Origin of the sequence: Pseudonocardia ammonioxydans, assembly GCF_900115005.1 — a bacterium.
GTDB lineage: Bacteria > Actinomycetota > Actinomycetes > Mycobacteriales > Pseudonocardiaceae > Pseudonocardia > Pseudonocardia ammonioxydans.
Genome location: NZ_FOUY01000035.1, coordinates 1 through 24,260, shown reverse-complemented (window position 1 = coordinate 24,260; position 24,260 = coordinate 1). Strand labels below are relative to the sequence as shown.

Annotated in this window: 19 protein-coding genes and 1 pseudogene; 13 read left to right on the top strand and 7 right to left on the bottom strand. The window is 74.4% G+C overall.

Annotated elements, in window-relative coordinates:
- The first annotated feature begins 122 nt into the window (after window positions 1–122).
- From mbhE to BM093_RS25870, 10 genes are all read left to right on the top strand, one after another.
- Window positions 123–2,495, top strand: coding sequence for a hydrogen gas-evolving membrane-bound hydrogenase subunit E (gene mbhE / locus BM093_RS25915; protein WP_245773806.1), 2,373 nt, complete (start codon window positions 123–125; stop codon window positions 2,493–2,495).
- A complete protein-coding gene (locus BM093_RS25910) occupies window positions 2,492–3,106 on the top strand; it encodes an MnhB domain-containing protein (protein ID WP_093351238.1) in 615 nt (204 codons plus the stop codon). The genes mbhE and BM093_RS25910 overlap by 4 nt, the downstream gene beginning before the upstream one ends.
- A gap of 2 nt (window positions 3,107–3,108) precedes the next feature.
- Window positions 3,109–3,561, top strand: a complete 453-nt coding sequence (locus BM093_RS25905) for a Na(+)/H(+) antiporter subunit C (RefSeq protein ID WP_093351338.1) — start codon at window positions 3,109–3,111, stop codon at window positions 3,559–3,561.
- Entirely contained in the window at window positions 3,558–5,213 is a 1,656-nt protein-coding gene (locus tag BM093_RS25900) for a Na+/H+ antiporter subunit D (RefSeq protein WP_093351234.1), read from the top strand. The genes BM093_RS25905 and BM093_RS25900 overlap by 4 nt, the downstream gene beginning before the upstream one ends.
- A complete protein-coding gene (locus BM093_RS25895) occupies window positions 5,210–6,073 on the top strand; it encodes a Na+/H+ antiporter subunit E (protein ID WP_093351230.1) in 864 nt (287 codons plus the stop codon). Before BM093_RS25900 ends, BM093_RS25895 begins: the two co-directional genes overlap by 4 nt.
- A complete protein-coding gene (locus BM093_RS25890; RefSeq protein WP_093351225.1) occupies window positions 6,070–6,336 on the top strand; it encodes an MrpF/PhaF family protein in 267 nt (88 codons plus the stop codon). Before BM093_RS25895 ends, BM093_RS25890 begins: the two co-directional genes overlap by 4 nt.
- Window positions 6,336–6,704, top strand: coding sequence for a monovalent cation/H(+) antiporter subunit G (gene mnhG, locus BM093_RS25885; RefSeq protein ID WP_093351334.1), 369 nt, complete (start codon window positions 6,336–6,338; stop codon window positions 6,702–6,704). Before BM093_RS25890 ends, mnhG begins: the two co-directional genes overlap by 1 nt.
- Window positions 6,705–6,765: 61 nt before the next feature.
- Window positions 6,766–7,293 (top strand): gamma carbonic anhydrase family protein, encoded by a 528-nt coding sequence (locus BM093_RS25880; protein WP_093351220.1) that lies wholly within the window; start codon window positions 6,766–6,768, stop codon window positions 7,291–7,293.
- The gene (locus BM093_RS25875; protein ID WP_093351216.1) at window positions 7,290–7,970 is read left to right on the top strand and encodes a uracil-DNA glycosylase; all 681 of its coding nucleotides are present in this window, start codon (window positions 7,290–7,292) and stop codon (window positions 7,968–7,970) included. Before BM093_RS25880 ends, BM093_RS25875 begins: the two co-directional genes overlap by 4 nt.
- Before the next feature lie 25 nt (window positions 7,971–7,995).
- Window positions 7,996–8,604, top strand: a complete 609-nt coding sequence (locus BM093_RS25870; protein WP_245773805.1) for a DUF1707 SHOCT-like domain-containing protein — start codon at window positions 7,996–7,998, stop codon at window positions 8,602–8,604.
- 22 nt (window positions 8,605–8,626) lie between these two features.
- Here the strand turns inward: BM093_RS25870 and BM093_RS25865 are convergent, their stop codons facing one another.
- From BM093_RS25865 to rpmB, 6 genes are all read right to left on the bottom strand, one after another.
- Window positions 8,627–9,745 (bottom strand): enolase C-terminal domain-like protein, encoded by a 1,119-nt coding sequence (locus tag BM093_RS25865; protein ID WP_093351207.1) that lies wholly within the window; start codon window positions 9,743–9,745, stop codon window positions 8,627–8,629.
- The gene (locus BM093_RS25860) at window positions 9,742–11,529 is read right to left on the bottom strand and encodes a thiamine pyrophosphate-requiring protein (protein WP_093351204.1); all 1,788 of its coding nucleotides are present in this window, start codon (window positions 11,527–11,529) and stop codon (window positions 9,742–9,744) included. The genes BM093_RS25865 and BM093_RS25860 overlap by 4 nt, the downstream gene beginning before the upstream one ends.
- Before the next feature lie 2 nt (window positions 11,530–11,531).
- Entirely contained in the window at window positions 11,532–14,519 is a 2,988-nt protein-coding gene (locus BM093_RS25855) for an FAD-binding and (Fe-S)-binding domain-containing protein (protein ID WP_093351198.1), read from the bottom strand.
- A 50-nt stretch (window positions 14,520–14,569) separates the two neighbouring features.
- Window positions 14,570–17,731 (bottom strand): SDR family oxidoreductase, encoded by a 3,162-nt coding sequence (locus BM093_RS37550; protein WP_245773803.1) that lies wholly within the window; start codon window positions 17,729–17,731, stop codon window positions 14,570–14,572.
- Between the two features lie 162 nt (window positions 17,732–17,893).
- Window positions 17,894–18,385: a MarR family winged helix-turn-helix transcriptional regulator gene (locus tag BM093_RS25840; protein ID WP_143105523.1), complete on the bottom strand. Its 492-nt coding sequence runs from the start codon at window positions 18,383–18,385 to the stop codon at window positions 17,894–17,896.
- A 137-nt stretch (window positions 18,386–18,522) separates the two neighbouring features.
- On the bottom strand, window positions 18,523–18,714 hold the full coding sequence (gene rpmB / locus BM093_RS25835; RefSeq protein ID WP_010239613.1) for a 50S ribosomal protein L28: 192 nt from the start codon (window positions 18,712–18,714) through the stop codon (window positions 18,523–18,525).
- Between the two features lie 158 nt (window positions 18,715–18,872).
- Between rpmB and BM093_RS38230 the strand changes: the two genes are divergently transcribed.
- From BM093_RS38230 to BM093_RS38010, 3 genes are all read left to right on the top strand, one after another.
- A complete protein-coding gene (locus BM093_RS38230; protein WP_342743042.1) occupies window positions 18,873–21,194 on the top strand; it encodes a DAK2 domain-containing protein in 2,322 nt (773 codons plus the stop codon).
- Window positions 21,195–23,357: an ATP-dependent DNA helicase RecG gene (recG, locus tag BM093_RS25820; RefSeq protein WP_093351186.1), complete on the top strand. Its 2,163-nt coding sequence runs from the start codon at window positions 21,195–21,197 to the stop codon at window positions 23,355–23,357.
- A 418-nt stretch (window positions 23,358–23,775) separates the two neighbouring features.
- Window positions 23,776–23,901 carry a hypothetical protein gene (locus tag BM093_RS38010; protein ID WP_281248731.1) on the top strand — a complete coding sequence of 42 codons (126 nt, stop codon included), beginning with the start codon at window positions 23,776–23,778 and terminating at the stop codon, window positions 23,899–23,901.
- Here BM093_RS38010 and BM093_RS36780 read toward each other — a convergent pair.
- A pseudogene (locus BM093_RS36780) lies at window positions 23,898–24,260 on the bottom strand (hypothetical protein); the annotation flags it as partial. The gene BM093_RS38010 and the pseudogene BM093_RS36780 overlap by 4 nt on opposite strands.

Genomic DNA, 24,260 nt, shown 5'->3' with positions numbered 1-24,260 from the left:
CGCCGGCGTCGTCGCCGTGTCCCCGCCCGGCGAACGGCTCGCGACACGCCTGCGCCGCTCCCCCGGACGGACCGTACGCGCGTGACCAGTGCCCGCCCAACGACCGTGAACAGGAGGTGCCGGTGCTCGCCGTCGTGGCCGCCCATTTCGTCCTGGCGCTGTGCCTGCCCGCACTCGCCCGGTACAACCGGCGGCTGGCGTTCGGTGCCGGTGCCGCGCTGCTGACCGCGACGCTCGTCTGGGCGATGTCCCAGGCCCCGGCCGCGCTGGACACCGGGGTCACCGACGTCCTCGCGTGGGCCCCGGACCTCGGGCTGTCGCTGAGCCTGCGACTGGACGCGCTGGCCCTGGCCATGATCGTGCTGGTGTCCGGGGTCGGGGCGCTGATCATGGTCTACGCGGCCTGGTACTTCGGGCCCCGGTCGACCGACGCCGCGCGCTCCGCCGCGTTGCTGGTCACCTTCGCCGGCGTGATGCTGGGCCTGGTCCTGGCCGATGACCTGCTGACCCTCTACGTGTTCTGGGAGCTGACGTCGCTGACGTCGTTCCTGCTGGTCGGGCAGGGCGGCCAGTACCGGGAGAACCGGCGTGCCGCCGTCCAGGCGCTGCTGGTCACCGTGTTCGGCGGGCTGGCGATGCTGCTGGGCATCGTGCTGCTCGGCGAGCTGGCCGGGACCTACTCGATCCCGGCGATCACCGCCGCCGCGAACGACGGCACCCTCGCCGCGGGGCGGCCGGTCGCGCTGACCATCGCGCTGGTGCTGATCCTGCTCGGCGCGCTCACGAAGTCCGCCCAGGTGCCGTTCCACCCGTGGCTGCCGTACGCGATGGCGGCCCCGACGCCGATCTCGGCCTACCTGCACGCCGCCTCGATGGTGAAAGCGGGTGTGGTGCTCGTCGCCCGGCTCGGGCCCGCGTTCTCCGCCTACGCCGTCTGGTGGGGCCCGGTGGTGGTGCTCGGCCTGGTGACGATGCTGCTCGGCGGCTGGCGCGCGCTGCGCCAGACCGACCTCAAGCGGCTGCTCGCGTTCGGCACGGTCAGCCAGCTCGGGTTCCTGATGGTGCTGTTCGGCGCGGGCTCGCGGGTGGCGGCGCTGGCCGGGATCGCGATGCTGCTCGCGCACGGCCTGTTCAAGGCCCCGCTGTTCATGGTGGTCGGCGCCATCGACAAGGCCTGCGGCACGCGTGACCTGCGGGAGCTGTGCGGGCTCGGCCGGCGTCGGCGCGGGCTGGCGGTGCTGGCGACCCTGGCTGCGATGTCGATGGCGGGGCTGCCGCCGATGCTCGGCTTCGTCGGCAAGGAGGCCGCCTACGAGGCGTTCCTGCTCGAGGGCGGCGTCCGTGGCGCCCTGATCCTGACCGGTCTGGTCGCCGGCTCGCTGCTCACCGCCGCCTACACGGCCCGGTTCCTGTGGGGCGCGTTCTCCACCAAGGGCACCCAGCCCACCGGGGGCGACCCGGTGCCGCTGGGCCTGTCCGGGCCGGCCTGGCTGTGCGCGCTGACCGGGCTGGGTGCCGGGATCGCCGCGCCGCTGGTGAACACCCTGGCCGAGTCCTACGCCGGCCCGCTGCCCGTGCTCGGCGACCCCTACGCCGCGCAGTACACGCTCGCGCTGTGGCACGGCGTCGGCCTCGCCCTGCTGCTGTCGGCGGTCGCCGTCGTCGGCGGTCTGCTGCTGTTCCGCTACGGCGGCACCGCGACCGGCCACGGCAAGGTGCCGGGCCTGTCCGCCCAGCGCGGCTACGAGGCCGTCGTGACGGGGCTGGAACGGACCGCGATCGTCGTCACCGGTCGCCTGCAGATCGGTTCGCTGCCGGTCTACCTGGCCTGCATCCTGGTCGTGCTGATCGTGCTGCCCGGTCCGGTGCTGGCCGTGGCCGGCTCGCTGCCCGCGCAGCAGAGCCTCTACCACTCGTTCATGCAGGTGCCGGTGGGCCTGATGGTGTGCGTGGCCGCGATCGCGCTGTGCCGGGCCCGCCGCCGGTTCACCGCGGTCCTGCTGGTCGGCGCGGTCGGCTACGGGATCGGCGGGCTGTTCATCATCGACGGCGCCCCGGACCTCGCGCTGGCCCAGTTCCTGGTCGAGACGCTGACCCTGGTCGTGTTCGTGTTCGTGCTGCGGCGGCTGCCCGCGCACTTCGCGGAACCGGACTCCGAGCGCCGGGTGCGGACGCCGAAGGCCCTGGTCGCCGCGATCGGCGGGGTGCTCGTCGCCACGATGGCCGTCGTGCTGTCCGGGGCCCGGGTGCTGCCGCCCGCCACCACCGACGGGTTCGTCGCGAACGCGCCCGAGGCCGGTGCCACCAACCTCATCAGCGCGATCCTGGTCGACTTCCGGGCGCTGGACACCATCGGGGAGATCACCGTCCTGCTGATCTGTGCCGCCGGGACGGCGAGCCTCGTGCTGGCCACCCGCTACGACAAGAGGAAGGGCGGTGCGACCGTGACCAGCGGCGCCGACTCCGCCGAGCGCGAGCAGGAGGTGGCGGGATGACGACGCCGAGCGAGGCCCCGCCGGGCCCGCCGGGCGATGCGGACCCGCCGGGCCCCGGCGACACCCCGTGGTCCCGGTGGGACCAGCCCAGCGGCCGGTGGATGCTGCCCGGCGCCTGCCCGGACAGCCGCGAGCGCACCCTGGTGCTGGAGGCGGCCGCCCGCCTGCTGTTCCCGACCGTGCTGGTCTTCTCCGTGTATCTGCTGTTCGAGGGCCACTACGGCCCGGGCGGCGGGTTCTCCGGCGGCCTGGTGGCCGGCCTGGCGTTCGTGCTGCGCCACATCGCGGGCGGTGACGACAACATCCTCGTCTCCCGGTTCGGGATCCGGCCGCCGGTGCTGGCCGGCACCGGCCTGGTCATCGCCGTCCTGACCGGGCTGGCCCCCGTGCTGTGGGGCGAGCCGGTGCTGGCCAGCACGAAGTGGCACATCTCGTTCGGCTCCTTCGGCTACCTCGACGTCGTCAGCAGCCTGCTGCTCGACGTCGGCGTCTACCTGCTGATCATCGGTGTGGTGCTGGACCTGCTGCGTTCGCTGGGCTCGGGCATCGCCCGCGACGCCCGCGAGGCCGGCGAGACCGCGCCCCGCCCGGACACCGGTGGTGGCCGGTGAACATCACGATCAACCTGAGCATGGCGCTCGTGCTCGCGGTGCTCTACTCCGTCGGGTTCTACCTGCTCATGCAGCGGTCGCTGATGCGGATCCTGATCGGCATCGTGGTGCTCGGCCACGGGGCGAACCTGCTGCTGCAGCTGGCCGGCGGGGCGCCCGCCCGGGCACCCGTCCTGGACGCCGTGCCGCCCCAGGAGATCAGCGACCCGCTGCCGCAGGCGCTCGCGCTGACCGCCATCGTGATCACCTTCGCGCTGACCACCTACCTGCTGGCGCTGGGCTACCGCTCCTGGGTGCTCGTCGGCCACGACGAGGTCCAGGACGACGTCGAGGACCGTCGCATCGCGGCCCGCCGCGGCCCGGACGGCGCCATGGAGGAGGGCACGGCCGAGGAGACCGAGGCCGCGCCCGAGGACACCGCCGACTCGCACGAGCTCGAGGAGGGCCGCCGGTGACCCTGCTCCAGGCGTTCGTGACGCTGCCGGTGCTGCTGCCGATGCTCGGCGCGGCCGCCAGCGTCATCGTCAGCCCCCGCGCGTCGCTGCAGCGGGTCATCGGCGTCGTGACGCTGGCCCTGGTCTGCGTGGTCGCCGGCGTGCTGCTGGTGTCCGCGGACAGCTACGGCCCGGTGGTCGCCCAGCTCGGCGGCTGGCCGGCGCCGATGGGGATCGTGCTGGTCGCCGACCGCATGTCGGCGCTGCTGCTGCTGATCTCGACGCTGGTCACCCTCGCGGTGCTGGTGTACGCGATCGACCAGCGGATCTCCGACTACGGCCGGGAGACCGCCAGCACGACGTTCCACCCGATCTTCCTGCTGCTCTCCACCGGCGTCTCGCTGGCCTACCTCACCGGCGACCTGTTCACGCTGTTCGTCGCGTTCGAGATCATGCTGGCCTCGAGCTACGTGCTGATCACCCGGCGCACCTCGGCGTCGCGGATCCGGTCCGGCATGACCTACGTGATCGTCTCGCTGATGTCGTCGCTGCTGTTCCTGACCGCGGTCGGGATGGTCTACGCGGCGACCGGATCGGTGAACCTGGCCGATCTCGCCGGCCGGGTCGGCATGCTGCCCGAGGGCCTGAAGACGGTGCTCGCGCTGCTGCTGGTGGTGGTCTTCGGGATCAAGGCGGCGATCGTGCCGCTGCACTTCTGGCTGCCCGACAGCTACCCGAACGCGCCGGCGCCGGTCACCGCGCTGTTCGCCGGCCTGCTGACCAAGGTCGGGATCTACGCGCTGCTGCGCACCCAGACCCTGGTCTTCCCGCAGGACCACCCGTCGACGCTGCTGCTGGTGATCGCCGCGGTCACGATGGTGGTCGGTGCGCTCGGCGCCGTCGCGCAGGACGACCTCAACCGGTTGCTGTCGTTCCTGCTGGTCAGCCACATCGGCTTCATGCTGTTCGGGCTGGCGGTGTACACGCCGTCCGGCATCGCCGGGACCGCCCTGTACATCGTCCACCACATCACCGTGCAGGCCACGCTGTTCCTGGTCAGCGGTCTGATCACCCGGCGCACCGGGACGGTGTCGATCGCGCAGATGGGCGGCCTCGCGCAGACCGCGCCGCACCTGGCGGTGCTGTTCGCGATCCCCGCGATTACCCTGGCCGGGCTGCCGCCGACGTCGGGCTTCGTCGCGAAGCTCGCCCTGCTCCGTGCCGGCGCCGGCGCGACCCCCGCCGCGGAGATCGTCGCCGCGTTCGTGGTGCTGGCCAGCCTGCTCACGCTGTACGCGGTCGCCCGGGTCTGGGTCCGGGTGTTCTGGGGGACACCGAAGGAACCGCTGGTCGACAACGACCCGAACGACGAGCTGGTCGTCGGCACCGCCCGCAGCGCGCGCGGCATGTACGTCGGTGCCTCGTCGCTGATCGTGGTCAGCATCGTCATCGCGCTGTTCGCCGGGCCGCTGTCGGCGATCGCCAGCCGCGCCGGCGACGACCTGCAGACCCGCGAGGCCTACCGCAGCGCGGTGCTCGGGCCGGACACCGCACCCGGCGGCCCCGGGCCCGTGCCGGTGGCGGCGGTACCGCAGGGCCCGGCCGCGGCGGGTGGTGGCGCGGCGATCGGTGCGATGACCGCTGACGACGCGGAAGGGACGACGAGCCGGTGAGCGAGGACGGGACCACCCGCGCACGCAACAGGACGGTGGAGGGCGGCACCGGGGGGAACGAGACCGCCCCGAACCCGGACACCGCCGGCCCGGAGACGGCAGCCGACCAGGACGCCGCCGGCCAGGACACCGCCGGCCAGGACGCCGCCGGCCAGGATGACGGGCTGCGCGCGGACACCCCGGAGGCCCGGCGGGAGGAGGAGATGTCGGCCGTCGAGACCGGCGACGCCGGCCCCACCCCCGCCCCGGACGGTGATGCGCCGTATCCCGAGGCCGCTCCGGCGTCGCCGGCCGCCCGGGCCGCCACCTGGCCGCGCCGCATCCCGCAGGTGCTGGCTCTGGCGGTGGTGTGGGTGCTGCTCTGGGGCAGCCTCACCCCGACCGCGATCATCGGCGGCCTGCTCATCGGGCTGGTCGTGACGATGCTGTTCCCGCTGCCGCTGCTGCCGGACCGGCTGCCGTTCCGGCCGCTCAAGTCGTTGCGGCTGCTGGTCTACCTGGCGATCGACCTCACCGTCTCCGGTGTGCGGGTCAGCATGGTGACGCTGGTGCGCGGCCCCCGGGCGCGGGCCGGGATCCTCGGCCTGCCGCTCTACACGGACTCGGACCGTGCGGTGACCACGATCGTGGCCGGGTGCGCGCTCACCCCGGGCAGCTACGTGCTGCAGATCGACCGACGGCGTCGCCGCTGGTACGTCTACGTCCTCGGCCTGCACCGGGAGGGTTCGGTCGAGCGCGTGCGCGGACAGCTGATGAACCTGCAGATGCGAGTGATCGACGCGCTCGGCAGCGACGAGGAGGTCCGGCGCTGCCGGGAGGCCGTCGCCGCGGGCCGGGACGGCGAGGGAGGGCCGCAGTGACCGTCGTCTACGCCCTGGTCCTGGCCATGCTGACGGTGGGTGGGCTGCTCACGCTGTGGCGGTTGCTGCAGGGCCCGACCACCCTGGACCGGATCGCCGCCCTGGACGTGTTCATGGTGCTGATCGTGGCCGCCGCCGCGGTCTACGCCGCGATCTACTCGGACGGGACGAACATCCCGCTGCTGGCGGCCGTCGCGCTGATCGCGCTGGTCGGCACGGCCACGGCGGCCCGCCTCGTCGAGCGATGGGAGCGGCACCGCTGATGTCGATATCCGACCTGATCTCCGCCGCCCTGATGCTGATCGGGGCGACGTCCTGCCTGCTCGGGGCGCTCGGGCTGGTCCGGCTGCCGGACCTGCCCGCCCGGCTGCAGGCCACCACCAAGCCGCAGACGCTGGGCCTGCTGCTGATCCTGCTGGCGGCCGCGATCCGCCTGGAGTTCGAGAACACCACCACGCTGGTGCTGGTGATGCTGTTCCAGGTCCTGACCGCGCCGGTGATCTCCCAGGTCGTCGGCCGCTCGGCGTACCGCAGCGGGGCCATCGACCGGGACTCGCTGGTCGTCGACGAACTGGGGGAGCGGATGGACGCCGACGCCCGCGCCGGCCGGGGCGACGGCGCCGACCGCTAGCCGGGCAGCCGACCCGGGGCCCCCGGCGTGCCCGCGCGGGCACCGCTCGTACCCTCCGGGTGTGCCTGTGTACGCGCTCGGTGACGCCGAACCGGAGATCCATCCGACCGCCTACGTCCACCCGGACGCCGTGGTGATCGGCAACGTGACGCTGGGGGCGGAGTCGACCGTCTGGCCGACCGCGGTGCTGCGCGGTGACGACGGCCGGATCGAGGTCGGGGCCCGCACCAGCATCCAGGACGGGTCGATCATCCACACCACGCTGCGCGAGCCGACGATCATCGGCGACGAGGTGACCGTCGGGCACAACGTGCACATCGAGGCGTCCACGATCGGGAACCGGGCGCTGATCTCGTCGGGCTCGGTCGTGCTCAACGGGTCCCGGATCGGCGAGGGCGCCGTCGTCGCCGCCGGTGCCGTCGTCTCGCCGCGCGCCGAGATCCCCGCCTACCGGATGGCGCTGGGCATCCCCGCCCGCGTCCGGGACGGCTACGAGGTGCCCGCGGAGAACTGGCGGGCCCCGGTCGAGTCCTATGTCGACCGCGGGCGCCGGTTCCGCGAGCAGCTGCGGGAACTGGACCGCCGATGAGCCCCAAGCCGCTGCACGAGGTCGTCGAGGCCGGCTGGGCGGAGGCGCTCGCCCCGGTCGCCGACACCGTGACCCGGATGGGCGAGTTCCTGCGGACCGAGCTCACCGCGGGGCGCCGCTACCTGCCGGCCGGTGCGAACGTGCTGCGGGCCTTCCAGCAGCCGTTCGAGGACGTCCGGGTGCTGATCGTCGGGCAGGACCCGTACCCGACGCCCGGCCACGCGGTCGGGCTGTCGTTCTCGGTGGCGCCGGAGACCCGGCCACTGCCCCGCTCGCTGCAGAACATCTTCCGCGAGTACAGCGCGGACCTCGGGCACCCGGCGCCGTCGTCGGGGGACCTCACGCCGTGGACCGAGCAGGGCGTGCTGCTGCTCAACCGGTGCCTCACCGTGGCCCCGGGGGAGCCCGGCTCGCACCGCGACAAGGGCTGGGAGGAGGTCACCGAGCAGGCCATCCGGGCGCTGGTGGACCGCGACGCCGACCCGATGGTGGCGATCCTGTGGGGCCGCGACGCGCGCAACCTGGCGCCGTTGCTCGCCGACGTGCCGACGGTCGAGTCCGCGCACCCGTCGCCGATGTCGGCCGACCGCGGGTTCTTCGGGTCTCGGCCGTTCAGCCGCGCCAACGACCTGCTGGAGGAGATCGGCGGCGACCCCGTCGACTGGAAGCTGCCCTGAGGGCGGCCGTACTAGTGTGGGTGGCGTGACGGATCCGGACTCCCTGCGCATCTCGGACGCCGACCGCGAGGCCGCCGCGAAGCGGTTGCACGACGCACTCGGCGAGGGCCGGATCACGCTCGCCGAGCTCGAGGAGCGGCTCGGCGTCGTCTACGCCGCGCGGACGGCCTCGGAGCTGCGGCCGCCGCTGTCGGACCTGCCCGGCGGTCTCCCGCCCGCGGTCGCGGCCGCTGCCGGACCGGCGCCCGCCCGGCCGGTCGACCCCGCCGAGCGGGTGCACCTGCGGACCGGCGCCGGCACCGTGAAGCGCACCGGGGACTGGCCGGTGCCCGCGGCCCTGCGCCTCACGACGAGCATGGGCACCATCCACCTCGACCTCTCCGAGGTGCGCACCCTGCCGTCGCGGATCGACGTCGAGGTCTCCACCGGGATGGGCGAGATCGTGCTGGTGCTCCCCGAGGGCGGCACCGCCGACGTCGACGGGGTGAGCGGCTCCTGGGGCGAGGTCAAGACGAAGGTCCCCGCGAGCCCGGGGAGCTCCGGACCGCATCTCGTGGTGCACGGCAAGGTCGGGATGGGGTCGCTGACCATCCGCGGCTCCCGCAAGGGCTGGTGGAAGGCCGTCCTCGGATAACGCTCGCGCGGGCGATGCACCCCTAGGTGACCCGGAAGCGCTCCAGGTCGGCGTCGCGGAGCTCGAGCCCCAGGCCCGGCCGGTCGCGGTCCGGGCGCAGCGTCCCGCCCGGCCGGGGAGCCAGCACGCCGTCGAACGCGAGGCGCTCGACCCGGACGTGGTCGTGGAAGTACTCCAGGTGCCGCAGGTGCCACACGGCCGTGCCGACGTGCGCGCTGACCTGCGGTGCGCAGTGCAGCGACAGGTCGATCTGGTGTGCGTCGCACAGTGCGGCCACGCGCAGCACGCCGGAGATGCCCAGCGCCCGGGTGACGTCGGCCTGCAGGCAGTCCACCGCACCGGCGTCGAGCAGCGTGCGGAAGTCCGGCAGGTGGTAGCCGTACTCGCCGGCCGCGACGTCCATTCCGGCCGGGCCCCGGTCGCGCAGCAGCCGCAGGCCCGCCGGGTCGTCGGAGCTGACCGGCTCCTCCAGCCAGCTCACCCCGTGCTCGGCGAACCGCTCCGCCCGGTCCAGGGCCTGCTTGCGGGTGTAGGCGCCGTTGGCGTCGACGTAGAGCCCGGTGTCCTCGCCGACGGCCGCGCGGGCCGCCCGCACCCGCTGCGGGTCCGCCGCCGGATCGCGCCCGACCTTCATCTTCACCCGCCCGATGCCGTCCTCGACCCACCCGGCCAGCCGCCGGGCCAGCTCGGCCCCGGAGTACGAGGTGAAGCCGCCGCTGCCGTAGATCGGGGTCTCCGCCCGGACGGCGCCGAGGGCGAGCACGAGCGGGAGCCCGGCGAGGCGGGCGTGCAGGTCCCACAGCGCGATGTCGAGCGCCGAGATCGCCTCCGCCACCAGCCCCGGCTTGCCGAGGTTGCGCACCGCGCGCTGCAGCGCGTCCCACGACGCGGGCGGGGTGCGGGCGTCGGCACCGGTGACGACCCCGGCGAGGTGGTCGCGCACCACCGCGGCGGCGGGTGGGCCGGCGTAGGTGTAGCCGAGCCCGCTCCGCCCGCCGGCGTGCACCCGCACCACGACCAGCGTGGTCGCCTCCCAGGTCAGCGTGCCGTCGCTCTCCGGCTCGTCGGTCGGGACCGTGTAGGCCGCGGCCTCCACCCGTTCGACCGGGACGGAGCCGGAGCCGGTCGCGGGGCGGCTCACCGGCCCGGCAGGAAGTCCTGCACCTTGGCCTTCACGCCGGTCTTGACCACGTCCCACGCCTCCGGGTCGCCGCGCAGCAGCGCCGCCGCGGTGCTCTCCAGCTGGTCCAGGTCGGCGTGCGGCGGGATCGGCGGCACCGCGGCGTCGGTGACGAACTCGACCACGCACGGGCGGTCGGCGGCGATCGCCCGCTGCCAGGCGTCCTCGATCCGGTCCGGCTCGGTCACCCGGATCCCGGTCAGGCCGAGGCTCTCCGCGAACCCGGCGTAGGGGAAGTCGGGGATGTGCTGGGCGAACGGCACGTCCGGCGAGCCCGCCATCGCCCGCAGCTCCCAGGTCACCTGGTTGAGGTCGCGGTTGTTGAGCACACCGACGATCACCCGCGGATCGGACCACTCCCGGTGGTGCTGCGCGATCGTGATCAGCTCGTTGATCCCGTTCATCTGCATCGCCCCGTCGCCGACCAGGGCGAACACCGGCCGGTCCGGGTGCGCGAACTTGGCGCCGGTCGCGTACGGCAGCCCCGGGCCCATGGTCGCCAGCGTCCCGGACAGCGTCGCCCGCATCCCGCGCCGGATCCGCAGGTGCCGGGCGTACCAGTTGGCGGCCGACCCGGAGTCCGAGGTGAGCACGGCGTCGTCCGGGAGCAGCGGGGACAGCTCGTGGAACACCCGCTCCGGGTTGATCGGGTCGGCGGTGACCCCGGCGCGGCGCTCGAGGACGTCCCACCAGCGCGACACGTTCGACTCGACGGTCTCCCGCCACGACCGGTCGGTCTTGCGGTCCAGCATCGGCAGCAGCGCGCGCAGGGTGGCGCCGGCGTCGCCGTGCAGGTTCACCTCGAACGGGTACCGCAGCCCGATCATGGTCGGGTCGATGTCGATCTGGACCGCCCGGGCCTGGTCGTACTCCGGCAGGAACTGGCTGTACGGGAAGCTGGAGCCGATCATGAGCAGGGTGTCGCAGTCGCGCATCAGCTCGTAGGACGGCCGGGTGCCCAGCAGCCCGTTGGAGCCGGTGACGTACGGCAGGTCGTCGGGCAGCACGTCCTTGCCCAGCAGCGCCTTGCTGACCCCGGCGCCGAGCAGGTCGGCGACCTCGGTGACCTCGTCGACGGCACCCCGGGCGCCCTGGCCGATCATGATGGCGACCCTGCTGCCGGCGTTGAGGACGTCCGCGGCCCGGCGCAGGTCGGTCTGTTCCGGGACCGGCCGCCCGGGGGAGAGGCCCAGGCTGGACGGGATCATCTTGAACGCGTGCGTGGGCGGCGAGTACTCCGCCTCCTGCAGGTCCGACGGGATGATGACCGCGGTGACCGTGCGCCGCGACATCGCGACCCGCATCGCCCGGTCGATCAGGTTCGGCAGCTGCTCGGGGACCATCGCCGTCTGCACGTAGTCGGCCGCGACGTCCTTGTAGAGCGCGTGCAGGTCGATCTCCTGCTGCATGGAGCCGCCGATCGCCGTCCGGCTGGTCTGGCCGACGATCGCGACCACGGGCACGTGGTCGAGCTTGGCGTCGTAGAGGCCGTTCAGCAGGTGGACGGCGCCGGGGCCGGAGGTGGCCGCGCACACCCCCACCTTCCCGGAGAGCTTGGCGTAGCCGACCGCCTCGAACGCGGCCAGCTCCTCGTGCCGTGACTGCACGAACCGCGGTGCGTCGTCACCGGCCCGGCCCCACGCGGCGACCAGGCCGTTGATGCCGTCGCCCGCGTAGCTGAACACGTGGTCGACGTCCCACTCGCGCAGTCGCCGCAGCAGGTGATCCGCAACGTTCGGTGCCATGCCTACTCCTTCGTCGGGTCCGTGGTGGCGGTGCTCGAAAGGTCAGCCCGGCCGGGTGCCCGGAGGGCCTCGGCGAGATGGATCGCCCGCCGGCCGGGCACGCCGTGCGCGATCTGGGTGCGGCAGCTGAAGCCGTCGGCCAGCACGAGGGTCTCCGGGTCGGCGTCGCGCACCGCGGGCAGCAGGGCCTGCTCCGCACAGGCCATCGACACCGCGTAGTGGCCGGCCTCGAAGCCGAAGTTCCCGGCCAGCCCGCAGCAGCCGGAGTCCAGCCGCTCCGCGTCGATCCCGGCCCGGCGCATCAGCTCGGTGTCCGGCTCCGAGCCGGTGACCGCGTGCTGGTGGCAGTGGGTCTGGACGATCGCGGACCGGTCGAGCCGGGGCGGCGTCCAGTCGTGCGGGGCGTGGGCGACCAGTGCCTCGGCCAGGGTGGCGAACCGCCCGGCGAGGCGCGCCACGTCGGTGTCGCCGGGCAGCAGCTCCGGGGCGTCCGAGCGGAACACCGCCGTGCACGACGGTTCCAGGCCGACGACGAGCGTCCCGGCCTCGATCCACGGGCGCAGCGCGGCCACCGTGCGCCGCAGCACCCGCTTCGCGACACCCAGCTGCCCGGTGGAGATCCAGGTCAGGCCACAGCACAGCGGCCCGGCCGGGACGTGGACGGTGAACCCGGCCGCCTCGAGCACCTCGACCGCGGCCCGGCCGACGTGCGGGTCGACGTGGTTGGTGAAGGTGTCCGGCCACAGCACCACCGTTCGGGGATCGTCCGGGTCGGCGGCGGGCCGGTCCCGGGTGGCCCACCACTCCTGCAGCGTCTGCCCGGCGAAGTGGGGGGCTACACGTTCCGGGGCGATCCCGGCGAGCCGCTTGCCGATCCCGGCGAGGACCGGTGCGTGCAGCGCGGCGTCGGCCACGCGCGGTGCGAGCCGGGCCAGGCGCGCCCACACCGGGAGCCAGCCCATCGAGTAGTGGGCGGCCGGGCGGACCCGGTGCCGGTAGTGCTGGGAGAGGAACTCGGCCTTGTAGGTGGCCATGTCGACACCGACCGGGCAGTCCGACTTGCAGCCCTTGCAGGCCAGGCACAGGTCCAGGGCGTCGTGGACGGCGCCGGAGCGGAAACCGTCGGTGACCGTGGAGTCGGCGTGCCCCTGCAGCATCTCGAACAGCAGCCGCGCCCGGCCGCGGGTCGAGTGCTCCTCGGCCCGGGTGACCTGGTACGACGGGCACATCACGCCACCCTGGGGGCTGCTGCGCCGGCAGGCGCCGACCCCGACGCAGCGCAGCACCGCGGAGGTGAAGCTGCCGCCGTCGTCGGGGTAGCCGAATCCGGTGGCGTACGGCGTGGGCCGCCAGCCCGCACCGAGCCGCAGGTTCTCGTCGACCCGGTACGGGGCGGCCACCTTGCCCGGGTTCATCCGGTTGCCCGGGTCGAACAGCGCCTTGAGCTCGCCGAACGCGGTCACCAGTCCGGGGCCGAACATCCGCTCCAGCAGCTCGCCCCGGGCCTGCCCGTCGCCGTGCTCGCCGGACAGCGAGCCGCCGAACGACACCACCAGGTCCGCCGCCCGCTCCAGGAACCGCCGGAAGTCGGCGACCCCGCCGGCCCTCTCGAGCCGGAACGGGATGCGGGTGTGCACGCAGCCGTGCCCGAAGTGGCCGTAGAGCGACGGCTGCCCGAGCCCGAACTCCGCGAACAGCGCGCGCAGCGCCCGCAGGTAGTCGCCGAGCCGCTGCGGGGGCACCGCGGAGTCCTCCCAGCCCTCCCAGGTGTCGTGCATGAGCGGGGCCCGCGCCGTCACCCCGAGACCGGCCTCCCGGGCGGCCATCATCCGGGCCTCCCGGGCCGGGTCGTCGGTCAGCGCGACGTCGCCGTCGTCGGGGCCGCGGCCGAGCGCATCGAGCAGCGCCCGGGCGTGTGCGTCGCACTCGTCGGCGGTGCCGGCGCCGAACTCGACCATGAGCCACGCCCGGCCCTCGGGCAGTGACCGGATCGAGTCCAGGTGGCTGCCGAGGTGCTCCATGATCTCGACGAGCCGGTGGTCGAGCGCCTCGACCTGCAGCGGGGTGTCCGGACAGCCGTCGAGCACCGCGGGCACCGCGTCGGCCGCGGCGATGATGTCGTCGAAGCCGAGCACCAGCATGCTGGTGCAGGGCAGGGTCGGGACCAGGTCCAGCTCGGCGTGCAGGACGGTGGCCAGGGTCCCCTCGGAGCCGACGAGCAGCCGGGCGAGGTCGAAACCCTGCTCGGGCAGCAGCGCGTCGAGGTTGTAGCCCGACACCCGCCGCGGGATGGCCGGGTACCGGTCGCGGACGCGCTCGGCGTAGGTATCGCGCAGGTGCCGCAGCCCGCGGTGGAGCTGGGCGTGCTCGCCCGCGCCCGCGGTGATCCGGTCCAGCTCGTCGTCGGAGGTCGGGCCGGCCCAGCACCGCAGCCCGCCGTAGGTCGCGATCTCCAGCCGGCGGACGTTGTCGACGGTCTTGCCGTAGCGCTGCGCGGTGGAACCGCACGAGTTGTTGCCGATCATCCCGCCGAGCGTGCAGTGGCTGTGCGTGGCCGGGCGCGGGCCGAACTGCAGGCCGTACGCGGCCAGCTGCGCGTTGAGGTCGTCGAGCACGATCCCGGGCTCGACGACGCAGGTGCGCGCCTGCGGGTCCACCGACACGAGCCGGTGGCAGTGCGCGGTCCAGTCGATCACCACGGCGGCGTTGGTGGCCTGCCCGCCGAGGCTGGTGCCGCCGCCCCGCGACAGGACGGGCACATCGTGCTCCCGGCACACCGCCAGTGCCTCGGCCCCGTCGTCGACGGAGCGGGGGACCACCACGGCGAGCGGTACCTGCCGGTAGTTCGAGCCGTCGGTGGAGTACGCGCCGCGGGCGGTCGCGTCGACACGGACGTCGCCGTCGACGCGGGCGCGCAGGTCGGCCACCAGCCGGTCCCCGGCCACTCCCGGTGCGGCGAGCTCCAGGTCGGTCACCCGGCCTTCCGGCATCGCTGCGCGCCCGGGTTGTGGTGCACCGGGCCCCACCGGTTTCGCCGGCCTCACCGCAGGCACCGGGGCGGTCGGGCAGGGCCGGCCGATCGACCGGCCGGCCGCGCGGAACGGGTCGGCCGGGCGGGCCGGGGGCCGCGCGGGCGTGCGCGCGTGCGCAGCCCGGCGGTCAGTGCCACCGCGCCCGCTCCGGCGCCCGCCAGGGTCGCCGCGACGATCCCACGGTGCCGGGTCCACCACAGCTGTGGGTCCCGGGTGCGTGACCGGGCGTCGAACTCACCGTGGGCGCCGTGGTCGCCACCGCCGCTGCCGCCACTGCCATCACCACCGCGGCCGCTGCCACCGCGGCCGCCGCTGCTACGGCCGCCACCACCACCGCTGCTGCCGCCGCCGCTGCCGCTGCCGTCGGTGGTCCCCGGGCCGTCGTCCACGGGGGCCCACAGGTTGTCCCGCCGCCCGGGGTCGCGCGGCCGGTCGGTCTGCTGGGCCGCGTAGCCGGTGCGGGCCAGGTAGCGGTCCAGCAGCGGGGAGGCGAGCTTCTCGCCCAGCACGGTCGCGACGGTGCTCGTCCCCACCCGGTACTGCTTGCGACGGGGGTGGTCGGCGGCGAACAGGACCGCGCGGGCCGCCACCTCCGGCTGGTAGATCGGCGGTACCGGCTGCGGCTGCCGGGGCAGCCGGGAGCGCACCCAGGAGAACTGCGGGGTGTTCACCGCGGGCATCTGCACCACGGTCACGGCGACCCCGCTGCGCTCGTGGCGCAGCTCGACCTGCACCGAGGAGGTGAACCCGTTGATCGCGTGCTTGGCCCCGCAGTAGGCGGACTGCAGCGGCACCGAACGCAGCCCCAGCGCGGAACCGACCTGCACGATCACCCCGGCGTCGCGGGGCTTCATCCGGTCCAGGGCGGCCCGGGTCCCGTGCACGAACCCGAGGTAGGTGACCTCGGTGACCCGGCGGAACTCCTCGGGGGTGATCTCGTCGAACGGGGCGAACACCGAGGCGAACGCCGAGTTGACCCACACGTCGATCGGGCCCGCGTCCCGCTCCACCGCGGAGGCGGCCTCGTCGACCGCGGCGGCGTCGGCCACGTCGACCGGTATCGGCAGCGCCCGACCACCGGCCCGCTCGACGTCGCGGGCCGCGCCCGCCAGCCCGGCCTCGCCCCGGGCGAGCAGCGCCACGCAGGCGCCGCGTCCGGCGAAGCAGCGTGCGACGGCCCGGCCGATCCCGGCGCTCGCACCGGTCACCACGACGGTCGTGGCCATCCGTGCCTCCTTCTGCTCGTCTCCGTTCACACCGGCCACCGCGGTGGCGCCGTACCCGGCGGGTCGAGGTCCAGCCGGACGGCCGCCTCGAGCAGCAGGGCGTGCACGAACGCCTGCGGCAGGTTGCCGCGCAGCTGGTGCTGCCCCACGTCGAACTCCTCGGAGAACAGCCCCGGCGGGCCGCACGCGGACCGGCCGCGGTCGAGGAAGCGCGCGGCGGTGACCCCGGTCGCCCTGCTGGCCGGCGGCCATCGCGACCAGGAAGTTGCACAGCAGGAATGCACCCTCGGGGTCGCCGAGCGGACGCTCGTCGTGCCGGAACCGGTAGGCGTAGCCCTCACCCGTCAGCTCGGCCAGGTACGCCGCCACGGTGGCGACGGTGCGCGGGTCGTCGGCCGGGACCGCCCCGCGCAGCCCGGCGAGCAGCAGGGAGCCGTCCAGGCGGGGGTCGCCGGGACTGCGCTGCCAGCGACCGCTCGGGTGCGTGGCGTGCGCCGCGGTGTCGGCGAGCAGCCGGTCCGCCAGCGCGAGCCGGTCCGGTCCACCCGGCACGGCGCCGTGGAACGACCGCGTCGCCGGGTCCGCCGCGATCGCGCGCAGGCCGGCGACGCAGAGCAGCCTGCTGTGGGTCCACCGGCGGTCGTCGAGCTCCCACACACCCGCATCGGGCTCGTTCCAGCGGCGCTCGATCGCGGCCACCGCGACCTCCGCGGCGCGCCGGGCATCGGTGTCGAGCCGGTCGCGGCGGGCGGCCGCGGCGAGCAGGAGCAGGATCTCGCCGAACGCGTCGAGCTGGAACTGGGCGTTGACGTGGTTGCCGGTGCGGGCGTCACTGCCGGGATAGCCGGGCAGGTCCAACGGGGACTCGTCGGGCACGCGGCCGCCCCGCGCGGTGTAGGCGGGGGCGAGCGCGGGCCCGTCGGCCAGGAGGCGCTCGGTCAGGAACCGGACGGCGTCGTCGAGGAGCTCGTCGACACCGGCCGCCGCGGCCGCCAGGCCCGCGTAGCACTGGTCGCGTACCCAGACGTAGCGGTAGTCGTAGTTGCGCCCGGCCCGGAACCGCTCCGGAAGGCTCGTCGTGGCGGCCGCGACCATGCCGCCGGACGAGCTGGTCAGCCCGCGCAGCACCGCGACGGCTCGGGAGGCGTCCCGTGGCGCCGCGGACGTGGACATCCGCGCACCCGCGGGCGCGCTCGCCCGGGCCCAGGCCGCCTCGGTCGCCCGCCACTGCTGCCCGGCCCGCGCGGGTTCGGACGGGAGCGGGCCGTCGCCGAGCTCCAGGACGAGATCGTGGGTCTCGCCGTGCGCCAGGTCCAGCAGCGTGCTGAGGACGGGCCACCCGTCGGGGCTCTCGAGCACCTGGACCCGGCCGCCGCCCTGCCAGCGCAGGTACAGCGCACCGACGCGCCCGTGCCAGGTCCCGGCGGTGTCGCCGATCCCGCGCTCGGCGTGCGTCCCGCGGTCGGCGTGCATCCCGCGGTCGGCATCGCTACCACAGTCGCGGCGCAGCTCGCGCAGGCCCGCGGCGCCGAACCCGGCCCGCGGGTCGAGTGCCACCCGGACCCGGGCGTCCCCCGCCACGGCGGTGACGCGGCGCAGCAGCGTCAGCCGGCCGGGATCTCCGGGGAAGGCCAGCGCCTCCCGGCACTCGACCACCGCGGAGCCGACGACCCAGCGGCAGCGCCAGATGAGCGTCCCGGTTTCGTAGTAGCCGCCCCACACGAAGGTCCCGACGGGTTGCACGACGTAGTGGCCCGGCCCGCCGAGCAGCGCGGAGAACACCGCCGCGGAGTCCCAGCGGGGCGCGCACAGCCACGCGATCTCCCCGCGCGGCCCGACGAGCGCGCCGCGCTCGCCGTCGGCGAGCATCGCGTACTCGCGCAGCACGTGCGGCCAGGCCTCCGGACACCGGTCCGGCGGGGCCCCGGCCTGGTCTCGCGACATCGCGGAGCGCTCCGATCACCGGGTGCCCGCCCGTGGCGGCTCCTCGTCACGGGACCCACGGCGGCCACACCGGGCGTTGGGGGTCTTCCGACTCCGGTCGCGTACCCGCTCGACGGCTTCTGAACCACAAGACTTGCAGAAGGCAAATCTTGGTGCGAATCGTCAGAGGACCGACCCGTGGTCGCCGCGCTCGTGCTCCGCCCGGTCGCAGAAGCGGGTGACCAGCTCCGCCAGTTGTGCCTGCTCGTGCGGGGGCAGGGCGGTGAGGAGCCGGTCGAGCTCGGCCGCGCGGCGGCGCCCCACGCGCTCGACGACCTCGCTTCCGGTCGTCGTCAGCTCCAGGCGCACGACACTGCGGTTGGGACGCTCGCGGCGCCGGACGACGTACCCGACCCGCTCGAGGTGATCCGCCAGCCGGGTCACCGACGAGGGCGCGGTGCCCAGCTGGTCGGCGACGCGGGCGCTGGGCGTGGGGCCGAGCTCGGACAGCACGAGCAGCAACCGGAACTGCGGGAGCGAGACGCCCACGTCGAGCTCGTCGACGGCCTCCGTCGCGATCCCGACCAGCAGCCGGGTCATCCGCAGCAGGGAGGTGACCGTCTCCGGTGCCGAGGTGAGCTCCCCAGCGCCGTCGGTTCCGTGCTCGCCCCCCACACCGGTCAGTGTGGCATCGGCCGTCGCGTCGTCCGCCGGGCCACTCGCGTGCCCGGACACGTGCCCGGACACGACGAAGGCCCGGTCCCTGCTGGGATCCGGGCCTCCGGTGGATTGGGTCTCGCTGCGCACCTGCGTCAGACGCGGGTGACCTTCCCGGCCTTCAGGCACGAGGTGCAGGCGTTGATCCGACGGCGGTTGCCGCCGTTGATCGCGGCGCGCACGGTCTGGATGTTCGGGTTCCAGCGGCGGTTGGTGCGGCGGTGCGAGTGCGAGACGGACATGCCGAAGCCCGGACCCTTGCCACAGACGTCGCAGACGGCAGCCACGTCGGACACTCCTCGGGGGATAGGAAACAGTTCACAAAAGTTGTGCAGAGCCCGGGCGTGCCTGGGCTCGGCGGTCAATTCTAGCGAGCCGTGCGCCGGCGTCGTCGCGGGGGCCCGCCACCGGCGTCCGGCGGGCACGACGCACCTAGGCTGGCGGGGTGGCCCCGTCGTTCGACCCCGCGCTGCTGCGCCGCTGGATCGACACCGCCGCCGAGCGCCTCGCCGCCGTCCGGGCCGAGATCGACCGGATCAACGTGTTCCCGGTCGCCGACCACGACACCGGGTCGAACCTGCTGCTCACCGTGCGCTCTGCGGCCTCGGCCCCGCTCGACGGCGGCTCGGTGCGGGCCGCCGCCGCGCTCGCCGCGGCCGCGGTGCGCGGGGCGCGCGGCAACTCGGGACTCATCCTCTCGCAGGTGTTCCGGGGGCTGGCCGAGGAGCTCGCCACCGGGGACGGGCGCGGGACCGGCGGGACGGTCGGGGGCACAGCACCGGCTGAGGGCACAGCACCGGCTGAGGGCACAGCACCGGCCGAGGGCACAGCACCGGTCGACGGCGCGCGAGTCCCGGCGTCCGGCGGTGGCCGGACCCCGGGGAGCGCCGGACCCTCGGACGGCGGCCGGGCCGGGGAGCAGGGAACGCCCCCCGGCAGTGGTCGGACCCGGGTCGATGCGTCGCCGCCCGGCGGCGGTCCGGCGGCCCTCGGGCAGGCGGCCCTCGGGCAGGCGGCCCCGGGCGGCGGTGTCCCCGTGGCCGGCGACGTGGGCCGGAACCCCGGCCCGGCCGAACTGCTGGCGGGTGCGCTGCGCCGGGCTGCGACCCTCGCCTCGGCCGCGGTCACGGCTCCGCGGCAGGGCACCGCCCTCACGGTCCTGGAGGCCGCCGCCACCGCTGTCACCAGCGCGATCGGCGCGGGTGCCACGGGGCTCGCCCGGGGCTCCGCCGGGACCGCGCGGGCGGCGGAACTCCGGGGTACCGACGACTCCCACGGGGCGGGCTCCCGGGCGAGCGGTCGCCCGGTGGACCACCGGGATCCGGAGAGCGGCCCACTCGGCCGGGCGGGAGCGCTCGCCGGCGCCGCCCGGGTCGCCGCGGACGCCGCCCGGGACGTCCTCGCCCGCGGCGCCGGGCGTCCGGCGGAGCTGGTCCGTGCCGGGGTGGTCGACGCGGGCGGGCTCGGGCTCGTCGTCCTCCTCGACGCCCTGGTCGCCGCGGCCGGGGGCACGCCCGGTCCACCGCCGCGTGCCCGGGTCGGCGACCCTGCCGAGGGGAGCGACTCCGCCGGAGCCGGCGGCGGTCCCACCGCCGATCCCGCCGGGGGCGGCGACTCCGCCGCGAGTGGTGGTTCCGCCTGCGGCAACGGCCCGGGCGATGGCGATGACCCGGCTGGTGGCGTTGGCCCGGCTGGTCGCATTGGCCCGGCTGGTGGTGCCGGCGCGGCCGGTGGTGACGGGGCTGCTGGTGATGCCGGCGCGGCCAGTCGCGACGGGGCTGCCGGTGGTGCCGGCGCGGTCCGTGGCGACCGGGAGTCCCGCGGTGACGGTGTGCCCGCCCCTGCCGCGGACGGCGAGCCGGCCCCGTGGGTGCCGCAACCGGTCTACGAGGTCACCTACTGGCTTCCCGACCCCGGGACGGAGGTGCTGAACCGGCTGCGGGCGCGGCTGTCGGGGCTCGGCGACTCGGTCGTCGTCGCCGGGGACGGCAGTGGCGGCTGCACCGTCCACGTCCACACCACCGAGGCCGGTCCGGCGATCGAGGCGGGGCTGGCGGTGGGCCGGCCTGCCTCGATCCGGATCGAGGCGCTGCCCCCGGCCGTCCGCACCCGGGACCGTGCCGTCCTGCTGATGATCGAGAGCAGCGGGGCCGGGGCGCTGGCCCGAGCCTCCGGCGCCGACGTTCTGGTCGCCGACCCGGACCCGGTCGTCGACGAGGTGCTCGCCGCGATCCGGGCCACCGGCGCCGGTCACGTGGCGGTGCTGCCGTGCGCGGCGCATCGCCGGACGGTCGCCGAGACCGCGGCCGAACGGCTCCGCGACGAGGGGACCGAGGTCGTCGTCGTGCCGTCGTCGTCGGTGTTGCAGGGCCTGGCCGCGCTGGCCGTGCACGATCCGGCCCGGCGGGCGTCCGACGACGTCGTCGCCATGGCCGAGGCCGCGGCCGGTACCCGCACCGGTGGGCTGCAGATCGCCGAGACCGAGGCGCTGACCTGGGCCGGTCCGTGCCGTCCCGGCGAGGTCCTCGGGCTCTCCGACGGTGAGGTCGTGCTGATCGCCCCGGATCTCGCTGTCGGTGCCCTGTGGTTGGCTCACCGCATGCTGACTCCGGGGGGTGAGCTGGTGACCGTGCTGCTCGGCTCGGCCGCCGCCGATGCGCTCGGCGAGCGGTTCGCCGAGGACCTGCGGCGTACCCATCCGGAGGTCGACGTGGTGGTGCACCGAGGGGAGCAGGGTGACTACCCGCTGGTTCTGGGGGTGGAGTAGATGGAGTTCGACACGGACAGCCGGCTCGAGGGGCCGATCGGGAAGAACTCGGCGGAAGTGCTCGTCAAGCTCGGGCTGGAGACGGTGGGTGACCTGCTGCGCCACTACCCGCGCCGTTACGTCGACCGCGGCCGGCTCAGCGACATCAGCGGGCTGGTCGAGGGGGAGCACTCGACGGTCGTCGCGGAGGTGACATCGGCCGACCTGAGATACATGCGCAACCGGCGCGGGCAGATGCTGAAGGTCATCATCCGGGACGAGAAGGGCAGCGCCCTGGGGTGCACCTTCTTCAACCCCCGCAAGCTGCTGCGCTTCCTGCGGGTCGGGGTGGTCGGCGTCTTCGCCGGGAAGGTCGGCTCGTTCCGGGGGGAGCTGCAGCTCACCCACCCGCAGTTCGAGGAGTTCGACGAGGGCGATGCGTTGCGCCCCTTCCTGTCGATCTACCCGACCACCGCCAAGGTGGCTTCGCAGGCCATCGCGCGGTCGGTCCGGCTGCTCCTGGAACAGATCGACGACCCCACGGACCCGCTGCCCGAGGAGCTGCGACGGCGGGAGAAGCTGCCCGAGCTGGGGCAGGCCCTGCGCCGCATCCACGTGCCCGAGTCCGAGGCCGATATCCACGCCGCCCGCACCCGCCTCGTGTGGGACGAGGCGCTCGGGGTGCAGCTGGCGCTCGCCCTGCGTCGTCGCGACGCCCTCGCCCGCCCCGCCCCGGCCTGCCCGCGCGTCGACGGCGGCCTGCTCGACGCGTTCGACGCGGATCTGCCGTTCCCGCTCACCGAGGGCCAGGAGTCGGTCGGGGAGGAGATTGCCGCGGACCTCGCCGGTGAGCACCCGATGAACCGGCTCGTGCAGGGCGACGTCGGGGCCGGCAAGACGATCGTCGCGCTGCGGGCGATGCTGCAGGTCGTCGACTCCGGAAAGCAGGCCGCGATGCTCGCTCCCACCGAGGTGCTCGCCGCCCAGCACGCGCGCTCGCTGCGGAGCATGCTCGGCGCCCTCGGCCGGGCCGGCGAGCTCGGCGCGAGTGACGGCGCCACCTCGATCACCCTGCTCACCGGGTCCATGGGGGTGAAGGCCAAGCGCCAGGCCCTGCTGGACGCCCAGTCGGGTGCGGCGGGGATCGTCGTCGGGACGCACGCGTTGATCCAGGACACGGTGGGGTTCGCGGACCTGGGCCTCGTCGTCGTCGACGAGCAGCACCGCTTCGGGGTCGAGCAGCGCGACGCGCTGCGCGCCCGGGGTGAGACCGCGCCGCACATGCTCGTCATGACGGCGACCCCGATCCCGCGGACGGTCGCGATGACCGTCTACGGCGACCTGGCGGTCTCCGAGCTGAAGGGGTTGCCGCGCGGGCGCTCTCCGGTGACGACGACGGTCGTCCCGGTGGCCGAGCACCCGTCCTGGATCGAGCGGGTCTGGCAGCGGATCCGTGAGGAGGTCGAGCGCGGCCACCAGTGTTACGTGGTGTGTCCGCGGGTCGGCGACACCGAGAAGGACGACCCGGAGCTGGAGGAACCGCCGCCCGAGGACGGTGAGTCCGACCGGCGGCCACCGCTGGCGGTCCTCGACATCGCACCGATGATCACTGAGAAGCTGGCCGGGCTGCGGGTCGGGATCCTGCACGGCAAGCTCCCGCCGGACGAGAAGGACGCGGTGATGCGCGCCTTCGAGAACGGCGAGTACGACGTGCTCGTCGCGACGACGGTGATCGAGGTCGGTGTCGACGTGCCCAACGCGACCGGGATCGTGCTGCTCGACGCCGACCGGTTCGGCCTGTCCCAGCTGCACCAGCTCCGTGGCCGGGTCGGCCGGGGGAGTGCACCCGGCCTGTGCCTGCTGGTGACCGAGATGCCGGCGGCGACCACCGCGCGGGAACGCCTCGACGCGGTCGCCTCCACCACCGACGGTTTCGAGCTGGCCCGGCTCGACCTGGAGCTGCGCCGTGAGGGCGACGTCCTCGGTGCGAGCCAGTCCGGGTCGCGGTCCGGGTTGAAGCTGCTGTCGCTGCTGCGACACGGTGAGGTGATCGCCAAGTCGCAGGTGTACGCCCGGGACCTGGTGGATCGGGACCCGGACCTGCGACAGCACCCGCGGCTGCGGGATCTGGTGGGCGAGACGCTCGGCGACGAGGAACGGGTGGCCTACCTCGACAAGGCGTGACCCGGCCGTCGATGACCGAGCGCGTGAGCAGCAGAGAGTCCGAGGACGCGGCGGTGACCCATTTTCGTCGCGCTGCAGGAGTCGGTGGGACTCCGCTCGGCCACCGACGGCGGGTGCCGCTGCACGTCCTGGCACATGGACGTCATCCACCGCCTCGGCGGGGTCTCCACGACCTCCGGCCGGGTCGAGGTGCGGATGCGCAACGCCGCGGGCCGAACAGCATCACCTCTGCCGGCATGGCGGTCGGCCTGACCGTTGTGAGTGCACCGTCCCATCCGTGCCGATACACCGTCCGCGTTCCACGACGACACGGAAGATCTGTTCAGGCGTTCAGTACGGAACGGTCCAACGTCGCGATTGCCGCCCTCGCCGCCGCATCGGATGCGGCGACGCAGCGCCGGTTCAGCGGGACCGGACGATGGGTGGCACGGCGGTCGAGGCGCGTCACCTGGACGCGGAGGTGCTGGACACCGTGAACCGGGTCTCGCTGTCGACCATCCGGGCCAAGCCCTCGGACTACACGGTGCTGTCGCCCGGGGCCTAGAACGGTGGTTCGTCATCGTCGGGCTCATCCGCCGGTTTCCGGTCGGGTGCGTCGTCGGTCTCGGTCATGTCTCTCACGGTCTCCACCGTGTCGTCGCCGGTCGCGCCGTCGCCGGTCGCATCGGGCTCGGGCTGGGGTTTGGCCTCGGGTTCGGGGAAGAGCGGTTTCTCGTCGAGGGCGTCCTGGGCGGGTGAGCGGGGCCCGTACCCGGTGTCGGGTGTCGGAGCGCTGTCCTCGGGTGGGACCGGGTCGGGTAGTGGTGGGCAGACGGGTTCGCCGCGGGTGAGGTAGCGGTGGTGTAGGGGGCTGGTCCAGCGGAATGTGCCGGGGCGGGGCTGGACCAGGTGCCAGTGGCCGGC